General features: G+C 71.6%; 10 protein-coding genes. 6 read left to right on the top strand and 4 right to left on the bottom strand.

Features of this window, described 5'->3' with window-relative positions; translation table 11 throughout:
• Positions 1 to 111: 111 nt before the first annotated feature.
• Positions 112 to 786, bottom strand: a complete 675-nt coding sequence (locus tag OG709_RS25615) for a response regulator (protein WP_250297747.1) — start codon at positions 784 to 786, stop codon at positions 112 to 114.
• Positions 783 to 2,450, bottom strand: a complete 1,668-nt coding sequence (locus tag OG709_RS25620) for a sensor histidine kinase (protein ID WP_250297746.1) — start codon at positions 2,448 to 2,450, stop codon at positions 783 to 785. The genes OG709_RS25615 and OG709_RS25620 overlap by 4 nt, the downstream gene beginning before the upstream one ends.
• A 144-nt stretch (positions 2,451 to 2,594) precedes the next feature.
• Here OG709_RS25620 and OG709_RS25625 point away from each other — a divergent pair, with 144 nt between their 5' ends.
• Positions 2,595 to 4,001 (top strand): cation:dicarboxylate symporter family transporter, encoded by a 1,407-nt coding sequence (locus OG709_RS25625; RefSeq protein WP_266644877.1) that lies wholly within the window; start codon positions 2,595 to 2,597, stop codon positions 3,999 to 4,001.
• 195 nt (positions 4,002 to 4,196) lie between these two features.
• A complete protein-coding gene (locus OG709_RS25630; RefSeq protein WP_250297745.1) occupies positions 4,197 to 5,318 on the top strand; it encodes a lipid II:glycine glycyltransferase FemX in 1,122 nt (373 codons plus the stop codon).
• Between the two features lie 33 nt (positions 5,319 to 5,351).
• Here the strand turns inward: OG709_RS25630 and OG709_RS25635 are convergent, their stop codons facing one another.
• On the bottom strand, positions 5,352 to 5,978 hold the full coding sequence (locus tag OG709_RS25635; protein ID WP_250297744.1) for a TetR/AcrR family transcriptional regulator: 627 nt from the start codon (positions 5,976 to 5,978) through the stop codon (positions 5,352 to 5,354).
• A 119-nt stretch (positions 5,979 to 6,097) separates the two neighbouring features.
• Here OG709_RS25635 and OG709_RS25640 point away from each other — a divergent pair, with 119 nt between their 5' ends.
• The 4 genes from OG709_RS25640 (at position 6,098) to OG709_RS25655 (ending at position 10,951) form a co-directional block, all read left to right on the top strand.
• Entirely contained in the window at positions 6,098 to 7,672 is a 1,575-nt protein-coding gene (locus OG709_RS25640; RefSeq protein ID WP_266644875.1) for an MFS transporter, read from the top strand.
• Positions 7,673 to 7,787: 115 nt separating this feature from the next.
• Positions 7,788 to 8,204 (top strand): MerR family transcriptional regulator, encoded by a 417-nt coding sequence (locus tag OG709_RS25645; protein ID WP_266640693.1) that lies wholly within the window; start codon positions 7,788 to 7,790, stop codon positions 8,202 to 8,204.
• The gene (gene trxA, locus OG709_RS25650) at positions 8,204 to 8,536 is read left to right on the top strand and encodes a thioredoxin (protein ID WP_250298012.1); all 333 of its coding nucleotides are present in this window, start codon (positions 8,204 to 8,206) and stop codon (positions 8,534 to 8,536) included. The genes OG709_RS25645 and trxA overlap by 1 nt, the downstream gene beginning before the upstream one ends.
• Before the next feature lie 153 nt (positions 8,537 to 8,689).
• Complete coding sequence (locus OG709_RS25655) at positions 8,690 to 10,951, top strand: HelD family protein (RefSeq protein ID WP_250297742.1); 2,262 nt, start codon at positions 8,690 to 8,692, stop codon at positions 10,949 to 10,951.
• A 61-nt stretch (positions 10,952 to 11,012) separates the two neighbouring features.
• Here the strand turns inward: OG709_RS25655 and glgB are convergent, their stop codons facing one another.
• A complete protein-coding gene (glgB, locus tag OG709_RS25660; protein ID WP_250298011.1) occupies positions 11,013 to 13,229 on the bottom strand; it encodes a 1,4-alpha-glucan branching enzyme in 2,217 nt (738 codons plus the stop codon).
• Positions 13,230 to 13,295 lie beyond the last annotated feature (66 nt).

Genomic DNA, 13,295 nt, shown 5'->3' on the forward strand with positions numbered 1-13,295 from the left:
AGCGGCTGCCCGGCGAACGTAAGACGGACCCAAATCCAAGGTCAATCCCCGTGCATGACAACGTTGTTGCGGCCCCGGTCGGCATGAGCGGATCGGGGCCGGTACGCGCCGTTACGGGCGGCTCAGCCAGCGGTACTGCAGCTCCGGGCGCCCGATCTGCCCGTACTGCGGCCGGCGCAACGCCCGGCCCGTGCCCACCAGATGCTCCAGATAGCGGCGCGCGGTGATCCGCGAGATGCCGACCGCCTCGCCCGCGGCGGTGGCGGTGATCCCGTCGGCCGCCGCCCGCAGGGTACGGGTCACCGCCTCCAGCGTCGGGGCGCTCAACCCCTTCGGGAGCGCGGCGGGTTCGGGGCTGCGCAGGGTGGCCAGGGCCCGGTCGACCTCCTCCTGGCCGCTCGCCTCACCGGCCGCCGCGCCGCGGAAGTCGGCGTACCGCACGAGGCGGTCGCGGAGGGTGGCGAAGGTGAACGGCTTCAGTACGTACTGCACGACGCCGAGCGAGACACCTTCCCGTACCACCGCCAGATCGCGCGCCGAGGTGACGGCGATGACATCGGCGGTGTGCCGCGCGGTGCGCAGCGAGCGGACCAGTTGGAGGCCGTGGCCGTCGGGGAGGTGCAGATCGAGCAGGAGCAGATCCACCGGCGTGCGGTCCAGGACGCGCACGGCCTCCGCCCGGGAGTGGGCCTTCCCCGTCACCTCGAAGCCGGGGACGCGGCCCACGTACAGCTCATGGGCGTCCGCGGCCACCCGGTCGTCCTCGACGACCAGCACCTTGATCATGTGGTCAGCTCCTGTCGGACGGGCAGCCGGACCACGAACTCCGCGCCGCGTGACGGGGCGCCGCCCGGTGCGGCGCTCCCCGGTGCGGCGCTCTCCCGTGGTGGGCCCGCGACCGTGACCGTACCCCCACCGCGCAGCACCGTCTGCCTGACCAGTGCGAGCCCGAGCCCGCGCCCCGCGCTCTTCGTCGACCAGCCGAGCCGGAAGATGTCCTCGGCCTCCGCCGTGCCGAGGCCCGGACCGGTGTCGCGGACCCGGATCAGCAGCTCACCGCCGGCCGCGCGCACCGTGACCGTGACCCGGGCGCCTTCGCTGCCCTGCGCGGCGTCGACCGCGTTGTCGACGAGGTTGCCGAGGATCGTGACGAGGTCGCGGGCGGGCAGCAGCCCCTCGTCGATGACGCTGTCGTCGGCCAGCACCAGTTCGACGCCGCGCTCGTTGGCCTGCGCGGCCTTGCCGAGCAGCAGCGCGGCGAGCACCGGCTCGTCCACGGCGCCCACCACCCGGTCGGTGAGGGTCTGGGCCAGTTCCAGCTCGCCGGTGGCGAACTCGACGGCCTCCTCGACGCGCCCCAGCTCGATCAGCGAGACGACCGTGTGGAGCCGGTTCGCCGCCTCGTGAGCCTGTGCGCGCAGCGCCTGGGTGAACCCGCGCTCGGAGTCCAACTCGCCTGACAGTGCCTGGAGTTCCGTGTGATCGCGCAAGGTGACGACGGTTCCTCGGTGCTCCCCGGAGGACACCGGCCTGCTGTTCAGGACCACGACCCGGTCGGCGGTCAGATGTACCTCGTCGACCCGCGGCCCGTCGGCGAGCAGCGCGCCGGTGAGCGGGGCGGGCAGCCCCAGCTCGGCGGCGTTGCGGCCGACCGCGTGGGCGTCGAGACCCAGCAGTTCCCGGCCGCCGTCGTTGATGAGCGCGATACGCCGCCCGCTGTCGAGCATCAGCAGCCCTTCCCGTACGGCGTGCAGCGTGGCCTGGTGGTAGTCGTACATCCGGCTCAGCTCCGCGGGGTTCATCCCGTGGGTGTGGCGGCGCAGCCGCGCGTTGATGACGTACGTCCCGATGCCGCCGAGCGCGAGCGCCGCCCCCGCGAACCAGAGCAGCACGCTCACCTGGTCCCGCAGTTGGGCGTCGATCCGCTCCACGGTGATGCCCGCGCTGACCAGCCCGGTGATCCGCCGGTCGGCCCCGTTCCCGGCCGCGCCTCCGTCCCCGCCCCCGTACGCACGGACCGGGGTGACGACCCGGACCGAGGCGCCGAGCGTGCCGGTGTAGGTCTCGGTGTACGTCCGGCCGTGCAGCGCCTCCGCGATGTGACCCAGGTAGTGCTCACCGATCCGGTCCGGGTCGGGGTGCGTCCAGCGGATGCCGTCGGTGTCCATGATCGTCACGAAGGCCACCCCGGTCGCGCGCCGCACCTGCTCGGCGTACGGCTGGAGGACCGCCGTCGGATCGTCGCCGACGGTGGCCCGCCGCACCGACGGGGAGAGCGCCACCGCCCGCGCCGCCGCGGTCGCCTGCCGCCGCGCCGCGGCCTGGGCCTGGCGCTGGTCGGAGACGTAACTGAAGACCACGCACCCGGCGACGATCACCGAGACCAGCACGACCTGCATCGCGAAGAGCTGGCCGGCGAGGCTGCGGGGCCGGGGGGTGCGTATGTGCATGGCGGACAGTCTGCACGCCGCTGAATCCGTGAACGAAATGCACGTAACCGTGACCCGGATCACAGGCTCGTGGAGAGTCGCGGAGATTCACCGGGATGGTCAGGGACGTGGATCGGAAGTGGACGAGGAGGCAGCGTGTCCGCAATGAAGCGGGACCGTACGCACTATCTGTATGCCGCGGTCATTGCCGCGGTGGTACTCGGCATCGTGGTCGGCTTCGCCGCACCAGGGGTGGCCGTCGAGCTCAAGCCGCTGGGCACGGGGTTCGTCAATCTCATCAAGATGATGATTTCGCCGATCATCTTCTGCACGATCGTGCTGGGCGTCGGCTCGGTCCGCAAGGCCGCGAAGGTCGGCGCCGTCGGCGGTCTGGCACTCGGGTACTTCCTGGTGATGTCGACGGTGGCGCTCGCCATCGGTCTGCTCGTCGGCAATCTGCTGGAGCCGGGTTCGGGGCTGCACCTCACCGAGTCGGTACGGCACGCGGGCGCCGCACAGGCCCAGGGCGCCGGCGAGTCGACGGCGGACTTCCTGATCGGGATCATCCCGACCACGATGATCTCCGCCTTCACCCAGGGCGAGGTGCTGCAGACGCTGTTGATCGCGCTGCTCACCGGCTTCGCGCTGCAGGCGATCGGCCCGGCGGGCCGGCCGGTGCTGCGCGGGATCGAGCACATCCAGCGGCTGGTGTTCCGGATCCTCGCCATGATCATGTGGGCGGCCCCGGTGGGCGCGTTCGGCGCGATGGCGGCCGTGGTCGGCGAGACGGGCGTGGCAGCGCTCAAGTCGCTGGCCGTGATCATGATCGGTTTCTATCTGACCTGCGCGCTCTTCGTCTTCCTGGTCCTCGGCACGCTGCTGCGGCTGATCGCGGGCATGAACATCTTCCTGCTGCTCAAGTACCTGGGCCGGGAGTTCCTGCTGATCCTCTCCACGTCGTCCTCGGAGTCGGCGCTGGCACGGCTGATCGCCAAGATGGAACACCTGGGGGTGAGCAGGCCGGTGGCCGGGATCACGGTCCCGACCGGCTACTCCTTCAACCTCGACGGCACGGCGATCTATCTGACGATGGCTTCGCTGTTCGTCGCCAACGCGATGGACAAGCCGCTCAGCGGCGGCGAGCAGATCTCGCTGCTGCTCTTCATGATCGTCGCGTCCAAGGGTGCCGCGGGGGTGACGGGTGCGGGGCTGGCCACGCTGGCCGGCGGACTCCAGTCGCACCGCCCCGAACTGGTCGACGGGGTCGGGCTGATCGTGGGCATCGACCGCTTCATGAGCGAGGCCCGCGCGATGACGAACTTCGCGGGGAACGCGGTGGCCACGGTCCTGGTCGGCACCTGGACGAAGGAGATCGACAAGGAACGGGCGGCGGAGGTGCTGTCCGGCCGGATCCCGTTCGACGAGGCGACCCTCATCGACGACGGCGCGGCCGAGGACGCCGGACCGGACACCGGTGCCGCGGCGGACGCCGGTGCCGCACCGGGCGGCAGCGCCGCCGAGGAGGCACCGCTCCCGGGCGGGAGCGACAAGGAGCCGGCCGTCCGTTCCTGACGCACGGTCCGGAGGTACGGCCCTGAAGCACGGCCCCGGCACCCGTCCGCGCCCGCCCCACCGGGCCCGGACGGGTGCCGACGGCCTGACGCGTCGCCCGCCTCGGCCGATCGGCGCGGGTCCGCGCGTACGCTGCCCCACGACCGGGCGCGGGGCACCGCGCGGGGATCACCTCCATCGATCAGGAGCATCCGCATGACCCTCCGACTGAGGACGATCGGCCGAGACGAGCACCTCGCGTTCATCAGCGGTCTGCCCTCGGCGAGCCATATGCAGGTGCCGTCCTGGGGTGACGTGAAGCCCGACTGGCGCGCCGAGAGCGTGGGGTGGACGGACGGAAGCGGCCGGATCGTGGGTGCGGCGCTGGTGCTCTACCGGCCGCTGCCGAGGATCAAGCGGTACCTGGCGTACCTGCCGGAGGGGCCGGTCATCGACTGGCACGACGCCGATCTCGACGAGTGGCTCCGCCCGCTGCTCGCTCATCTGCGGACGCGGGGTGCCTTCTCGGTGAAGATGGGGCCGCCCGTGGTCGCCCGCCGCTGGGACGCGTCCGTGGTCAAGGACGCCATCGCCGATCCGGGGGCCCACCGGCTGAGCGAGGTCGAGCCCACCGATCAGAACCCGGAAGCGCTCGAACTCGCCGTACGGCTACGGGGCATGGGCTGGCAGCAGGCCGGGGCGGGCGGCGAGGAGGGCTTCGCCGCCGGGCAGCCGCGCCATGTCTTCCAGTTGCAGCTCGGCGGCCGTTCGCTGGACGAGATCCAGCGCGGCTTCAACCAGTTGTGGCGCCGCAACGTCAAGAAGGCGGAGAAGGCGGGGGTGAAGGTGATGCGGGGCGGCTACGACGAACTGGCCGCCTTCTACGAGCTGTACACGGAGACCGCCGCCCGCGACCAGTTCCTCCCGCGCCCGCTCGCGTACTTCCAGCGGATGTGGCAGGCGCTGTCCGCCGAGCACCCCGACCGGATGCGTCTCTACCTCGCCGAGCACGACGGTGAGGTGCTGGCCGCGGCCACCATGCTCACGGTCGGCCGGCACACCTGGTACTCCTACGGTGCTTCCACCAGCCGCAAGCGCGAGGTGCAGCCCAACAACGCCATCCAGTGGCAGATGATCCGCGACGCGCACGAACTCGGTTCCACGGTCTACGACTTCCGCGGCATCACCGACACCCTCGACGAGGGGAACCATCTGCTCGGCCTGCTGCGGTTCAAGGTCGGCACCGGCGGTCAGGCCGCCGAGTACGTCGGGGAGTGGGACTACCCCCTCAACAAGGTGCTGCACAAGGCCTTCGGGCTCTACATGGCGCGGCGCTGAGCCCGAACGCTTCCCGCCCCCGGGCGCGGGTGTTCAGCCGCGCGCCCCGACGGTGTCCGTGATCGCCGCGAGCAGTGCGGCGGCGCGGTCGGCGGGGAAGCCCGCCGAGAGCAGGGCCGTCGACGCCGCCGCGATCCCCGCGCCCGCCGCCGGGAGGGCGCCGTCGTTGACCGCTTCCATCAGGCCGAACAGCGCCTGCTCGTGGACGTACGCGAGAGCCGCCGCGGGCAGCGGTGAGGTGAACATGCCTTCGTCCAGGCCGCGTTGGAGCAGCGCTGCGCAGTCCTCGCGGACCGGGGTCAGCCGCTGGGTGATGCCCGCCATCGTGACGCTGCGCTGGGCCATCGCGACCAGCAGCCGGTAGCGGTCGGCGATCTCCCAGACCGCGAGTATCGCGCGGGCCAGCGCCTCGGCCGGGTCGCTGATTCCGGCGCGGCCGGTGGTGTGCGCCTCGACGACGGCGGCCGTCGCGTTGTCGACGAGCGCGGCGATCAGCGCCTCCCGGCTGGGGAAGTGCCCGTAGACCGTGCGCCGCACCACGCCCGCCGCGCGGGCGATCTGGTCCATCGAGGCGTCCGGGTCGTGCAGCAGCTCGGTGAGCGCCACATCCAGGATGCGGCGGCGGTTGGCGTCTGCTCGTCCGGAGGTCACGGGTCCCATTTTGCACCGCGCCGGGATGCGCGCTAAATTGCACAGCAGTGTGTAATTGCACAATCATGTGCAAGTCGCGGAGAGGATGGAGCGTTGTGAATCTGATCGTGAGGCAGCCGGTCGCGGAGATGGACGGGCCGTACCGGCGCCGCTGGTGGGCGCTGCTGGTGCTGTGCCTGAGCCTGCTGATCATCGTGATGGCGAACACCGCTCTGACGGTCGCCGCCCCCGACATGACCAAGGACCTGGGGCTCAGCAGCTCCGACCTGCAGTGGGTCATCGACGGCTACACCGTTCCGTACGCAGCCCTGATGCTGCTGCTCGGTGCGATCGGCGACAAGTACAGCCGGCGCGGGGCGCTCGTCCTGGGGCTCGTCGTCTTCGGCGGGGGAGCCGTCGCCGGATCCCTCGTCGCCAGTGCGACCGGCGTCATCGCGGCCCGCGCCGTCATGGGCATCGGCGCGGCGATGATCATGCCTGCCACGCTCTCGCTGCTCGCCGCGAGCTTCCCGCGCGCCGAGCGGGCCAAGGCGATCGTCCTGTGGACGGCCACCGCCGGGCTCGCCATCGCGGCCGGACCGCTCGTCGCGGGCGCACTCCTGCAACACCACGGCTGGGCCTCGACGTTCCTGATCAACGTGCCGATCGCGGTGCTCGCGATCATCGGCGCCTTCGTCCTCGTGCCGCCGTCGAAGGCCGGACACAAGGACCGGATCGACTACGTGGGCGGGCTGCTCTCGGTGATCTCGGTCGGCGCCCTCGTCTACATGATCATTGAGGGACCGCACTTCGGCTGGGGCGCCAAGGCCGTCACCGCCGCGGTCGTGGCGGGCGTCGGGTTCGTCGCGTTCGTCCTGTGGGAGCTGCGGCACCCCCGCCCGGTGCTGGACGTGCGGCGCTACCTCGACCGGGGATTCGCCGGGTCCAACCTCGCCGTCGCGCTGTTCTTCCTCGCGGTCTTCGGGGCCTTCTACTTCCTCACCCAGCACCTTCAGTTCGTCCTCGGGTACGACGCCTTCGAGACCGGCGTACGGATGCTGCCGCTGGCCGGCGCGGTCTTCGTCGGCTCGGCGCTGACCGGATTCCTCACCCCCCGGCTCGGCATGCGCGTCACGGTCACCGCGGGCATGGTGGGCGGCACCGCGTCGCTGGCCCTGCTCACCCGGATCGACGCGGCATCGGAGTACGGGGCCTTCGTCCTGCCGCTGGTCCTGCTCGGCCTGGCCATCGGGCTCGCCCTGTCGCCGTGCACCGACGCCATCATGGGCGCGTTCCCCGAGTCCGAACTGGGCGTCGGCGGCGCGGTCAACGACACCTCGATCGAGCTCGGCGGCTCGCTGGGCATCGCGATACTCGGCTCGGTGCTGTCCGGCGCGTACTCCTCGCACCTCGCGGACGCGGTCGGCGGCAAGCTCCCGGCCGCCGCGCTGAGCACCGCGCAGGACTCGGTGGGCGCCGGGCTCGCCGTGGCGCAGAAGGTCGGCGCCCAGGCGGGACCCGAGCAGGCGCAGGCCCTGGTGAAGGCGGTCGACGGCGCCTTCTCGGACGCGGTCGCGCACACCAGTCTGGTCGGCGCGGTGGTCCTCGGCGTGGGCACGGTGCTGGTGGCGCTCCTGGTACCGGGACGCGGCCGTCGTACGGACCGGGCCGAGGGCCAGGCCGAGGCGGTACCGGCCGAGGAGCCGGTGAGCACCTCCGTGTGACCCGGTCCGGCACGCCCCGGCCGACCGACCGGCCGGCGGCCCGGCGCCGGCGGGGTGCGGTGCGGGACATCTCCTCCTTGCCTTGACGCCGACGTCAAGGATTACCGTCGGGGACATGCGAATCGGCGAGCTGGCGGAGCGTGCGGGCATGACCACCCGGGCTCTGCGATATTACGAGTCACGGGAGTTGCTGCCCGCCCGCCGGGCGGTGAACGGCTACCGCACGTACGACGAGGACGACCTGCGTCTGCTCCAGCAGATCCGGACCCTTCAGGACTTCGGGTTCGACCTGGAGGAGACGCGGCCGTTCGTGGAGTGCCTGCGCGCCGGGCACCCGGCCGGGGACGTGTGCCCCGCCTCGCTCGACGTGTACCGGCGCAAGCTCTCCGAGCTGGACGCGCTGATCGGCAGGCTCCAGGACGTCCGCACCCAGGTGGGGGCCGAACTGGCGCGCGCCGAGGCGGAGTTGCCGGGCGGCCCGGAGCCGCGCTGTGAACTTTCCGACGGTAGCCATTGGGAGGACGAGGGATGATGATCCATGCGGAGGGTGTCGACGTCGTGACGGACGCCGACTTCGACACGGAGGTACTGCGGGGCGGGCTCCCGGTGCTGGTGGAGTTCACCGCCGAGTGGTGCGGCCCGTGCCGGCAACTGGCACCGGTACTGAGCGCCGTCGCCGAGGAGGAGGCGGGCCGCCTCAGGATCGTCCAGCTGGACGTGGACAGGAACCCGGAGGTCACGGTCCGGTACGGGGTGCTCTCGATGCCGACCCTGATGGTGTTCCGGGACGGCGAACCGGTGAAGTCCATGGTCGGCGCCCGGCCGAAGCGGCGGCTGCTCCAGGAACTGGCCGACGTGCTCTGACCGCGGCGCTCCGACCGGCAGAAACGCAAAAAATACCCCGGACGAATTGACGTCCGGGGTATTGCGGCGCGTATATTGAGCACTTCATGTCTTTGCGCATGACAAAGCCATGAAGAAGTCTTATGTAGACACCGTACCGCGTCAGGAGCTGAATTGTCAACCGAGGAATTGCAGCATGAACAGCAATTCGTCTCACGGCTCTACGAGCGTCTGGACGCGCTCCGTGAGCGTGCCGAAGCCGCCGTCCAGGGCTCGTTCGCCCAGGTGGGCAAGGGGCTCCAGGCGCGCGTCGAGCGCGATGTGCTGGTCGCCGAACAGTCCGGGCTGCTCAGTGCGCTGAATTCGGTGGAATCCGGGCTCTGCTTCGGGCGGATCGATTTCACCGACGGCACCCGCCATCACATCGGCCGCATCGGAATCCGCGAGGAGGCCGACGAGAACGACGAACGCACCCCGCTGGTGATCGACTGGCGGGCGCGGGCCGCGCGCCCCTTCTATCTCGCGACCGGGCATTCCCCGATGGGCCTGCGCCGCCGCCGTCACCTCACCACGCAGGGGCGCACCGTCACCGCGCTCCACGACGAGATCCTCGACCTCTCCGACCCCGAGCGGACCGGCCACGAGGGGACCGACGCCGACGCCGTGCTGCTCGCGGCGCTGGACTCCGCGCGCACCGGCCGGATGCACGACATCGTGCAGACCATCCAGGCCGAACAGGACGAGATCATCCGCGCCCCGCACCACGGCGTCCTCGTCGTCGAGGGCGGCCCCGGCACCGGCAAGACCGCGGTCGCGCTGCACCGTGCCGCCTATCTGCTGTATGCGCACCGGGACCAGCTCGCCCGCCGGGCCGTCCTGATCGTCGGCCCCAACCCGGCCTTCCTCGGCTACATCGGCGAGGTGCTGCCCTCGCTCGGCGAGACGGGCGTCCTGCTCGCCACCCCGGGAGAGCTCTTCCCCGGGGTGACCGCCACCGGTACGGACACCCCGGAGGCAGCCGCAGTCAAGGGGCGTACGGAGATGGCCGGAGCGCTGGCCGCGTTCGTACAGGACCTCCAGCGCACGCCGGAGCCCGGCGAGCCCCGCACCATCGCCCACGACGACGGCGACCTGCTGCTCGACTGGACGATCGCGGACGTGGCGCGCGAGGCGGCCCGCGCCACCGGGCTGCCGCACAACCTGGCCCGCCCGCGCTTCGCGTTCCGGATCATCGACGAGCTGACCGCCCAACTGGCCGACCGGCTCGGCGCCGACCCCTACGGCGGGCCCAACTTCCTGGGCCCCGACGACCTCGCCCAGCTCGGCAAGGCCATCGCCGCCAGCCCCGAAGTGCACGCCGCCATCGACGAGTTGTGGCCGCAGCTCACGCCGAAGGAACTGCTGGCCGACTTCCTGTCCGACCCGGTGCACCTGCCGGACGCCGACGCGGAAGTGATCCGCCGCAAGGGCGGCGACTGGACACCCGCCGATGTCCCGCTGCTCGACGAGGCCGCCGAGCTCCTCGGCGAGGACGATTCCGCCGCACGCGCCGCCGCGGAGGCCGCCCGCCAGGAACAGGTCGCCTTCGCCCAGGGAGTGCTCGACCTCTCGCAGGGCTCGGAGTCGTACGAGTTCGAGGACGAGGAGTCCGAACTCCTCGCCGCGCACGACATCATCGACGCCGAGCGGATGGCCGAGCGCCACGAGGAGGCGGACTACCGCAGCGCCGCCGAACGCGCCGCCGCCGACCGCACCTGGGCCTTCGGCCACATCATCGTCGACGAGGCGCAGGAGCTCTCCCCGATGGTGTGGCGGCTGCTGATGCGCCGCTCCCCGACCCGCTCGATGACGCTGGTCGGCGACCCGGCCCAGACCGCCGAACCGGGTGGCGTCGGCGACTGGGACGCGATGCTCGCCCCGTACGTCGAGGACCGCTACGAGCACGTGCGGCTCGGCATCAACTACCGCACCCCCGAAGAGATCATGGACCGGGCGGCGGCGTTCCTGAGCGCCGCGCGCTCGAAGGCCGGCGACCCCGCCTTCGAGCCTCCCCGCTCGATCCGTTCCACCGGGGTGCACCCGTGGTCGCGGCGGACCGACGACCTGCCGCACGCGGTCGCCGAGGCGGTCGCCGGGGCGCGGCATGCGCAGGGCAGGCTCGCGGTCATCGCGCCGGCCGAGCTGCACGGCGCGCTGCTGGACCGTCTCCCGGGCGCCGGGCACGGCCTCGCCCCCGATCTGACCAGCGAGGTCGTGCTGATCACGCCACGCCAGGCGAAGGGCCTGGAGTTCGACACGGTGATCGTCGTCGAGCCGCAGTCGATCGTCTCGGGGTCTCCGCGCGGCACCAACGACCTCTACGTCGCGCTGACCCGGGCCACCCAGGCGCTGGGTCTGGTGCACACCGGCGACCTGCCCGAAGGGCTGGCCGGGTAGGACGCGAACGGGCCCGCGGCTCCGCCCCCGAGGGTGCGAGCGCGCGGGCCCGGCGGGTGGTTCAGACCGGCCTGAACCACACGGTCGCCAGCGGCGGCAGCGTCAGCTGGATGCTCGACGCCCGCCCGTGGGAGGCCACCGCCTCGGGCTTCAGCGGGTCCGTGTTGCGGATGTCACCGCCGCCGTACAGCCCGGTGTCGGTATTGAGCACCTCCTGCCACTCCGGCACCGCATCCGGCACGCCCAGGCGGTACTCGTGCCGTACCACCGGCGAGAAGTTGGAGACGGAGAGCAGCGGGGCGCCGTGCGCGTCGTAGCGCAGGAAGGCGAAGACGTTGTCCTCCGCCGCGTCACCCGCCACCCAGTCGAAGCCGCCCGGGTCGGTGTCCCGCTGCCACAGCGCCGGGGCCGCCGCGTACACCGCGTTCAGATCACGGACCAGGTCCCGTACCCCGCGGTGGTCGTGCGCCGCCGGGTACGAGGGGTCGAGCAGCCACCAGTCCGGCCCGTGCGCCTCCGACCACTCCGCTCCCTGGGCGAACTCCTGTCCCATGAAGAGGAGTTGCTTGCCGGGGTGGGCCCACATGAAGCCCAGGTACGCACGGTGCGTGGCCCGCTGCTGCCACCAGTCGCCCGGCATCTTCGAGACCAGCGCCTGTTTGCCGTGCACCACCTCGTCGTGCGAGATGGGCAGCACGTAGTTCTCGCTGAACGCGTACACCATCGAGAACGTCATCTCGTTGTGGTGGTACTTGCGGTGCACCGGCTCCTTGGCGACGTACTCCAGGGAGTCGTGCATCCACCCCATGTTCCACTTCAGCCCGAAGCCGAGCCCGCCGAAGCCCCCCGGTCCGACCAGGTCGGTGGCGCGGGTGACGCCGTCCCAGGCCGTCGACTCCTCGGCCACCGTGACGACACCGGGGTTGCGCCGGTAGACCGTCGCGTTCATCTCCTGGAGGAAGGCCACCGCGTCCAGGTTCTCCCGGCCGCCGTGCTCGTTCGGCGACCACTGGCCGTACTCGCGGGAGTAGTCGAGGTAGAGCATCGAGGCGACGGCATCCACCCGCAGCCCGTCGATGTGGAACTCCTCGCACCAGTAAGTGGCGTTGGCGACAAGGAAGTTACGGACCTCGGTGCGCCCGTAGTCGAATTCCAGGGTGCCCCAGTCGGGGTGCTCGGCGCGGGCCGGGTCCGGGTGCTCGTACAGCGGCCGGCCGTCGAACTGCGCCAGCGCCCAGTCGTCCTTCGGGAAGTGCGCGGGGACCCAGTCCATCAGGACGCCGATGCCCGCCCGGTGCAGCGCGTCCACCAGGTACCGGAAGTCGTCGGGCGTGCCCATCCGGGCCGTCGGCGCGTAGAAACCGGTGACCTGGTATCCCCAGGAGCCGCCGAACGGATGCTCGGAGACCGGCATCAGCTCCACATGGGTGAAGCCCAGGTCCTGCACGTACGCCGGAAGCTGCGTGGCCAGTTGACGGTACGTCAGGCCCGGTCGCCAGGACGGCAGATGGACCTCGTACACCGAGAAGGGCGCCGCGTGCACCGGGCGGTCCGCGCGGTGGGCCATCCACGCGCCGTCCTGCCAGACGTGGTGCGCGTCCGTCACGATCGAAGCGGTGGCGGGCGGCACCTCGGTGCGCCGGGCCATCGGGTCGGCGCGCAGGGTGTGGCTGCCGTCCGGGCGCATCAGGTCGAACTTGTACAGCGCGCCCTCGCCCACGCCGGGCAGGAACAGCTCCCAGATCCCGGACGAACCGAGCGAACGCATCGGATACGCCGTGCCGTCCCAGTAGTTGAAGTCACCGCTGACCCGCACCCCCCGTGCGTTCGGCGCCCACACGGTGAAGCGGGTGCCCGTCACCCCCTGGACGGTCATCGGCCGGGCGCCGAGCGCCTTCCACAGCTCCTCGTGACGGCCCTCGCCGATCAGGTGCAGATCCAGCTCACCGAGGGTGGGCAGGAAGCGGTAGGGGTCGTGGACCTCGGTCTCGTCGTTGTCGTACGTGAGCAGCAGCGAGTACGCGGGGACGGCCCGCAGCGGCAGCAGACCGGAGAAGAATCCCTGGCCGTCGTCGTGCAGTTCAGCCCGCAGCCCCTTGGCGAGGACGGTCACGGACTGCGCGTACGGCCGCAGGACCCGGACCGCGATCCCGCCGGCCACCGGATGGGCGCCGAGCAGGGAGTGCGGGTCGTGGTGGCCGCCGCCGAGCAGCCGCTCCCGGTCGTCGGCGCCCAGCGCCCCGGCGGGACGCACCCCGCCGCTCGGCTGGGAGGGCAGGACGGCGGCGGGAGCGGGGGAGCCGGGTTCGGGTTCGGCGGGCGACGGGGTGCGGGACGGGGGACG

This window comes from Streptomyces sp. NBC_01267 (assembly GCF_036241575.1).
Classification (GTDB): Bacteria; Actinomycetota; Actinomycetes; order Streptomycetales; family Streptomycetaceae; genus Streptomyces.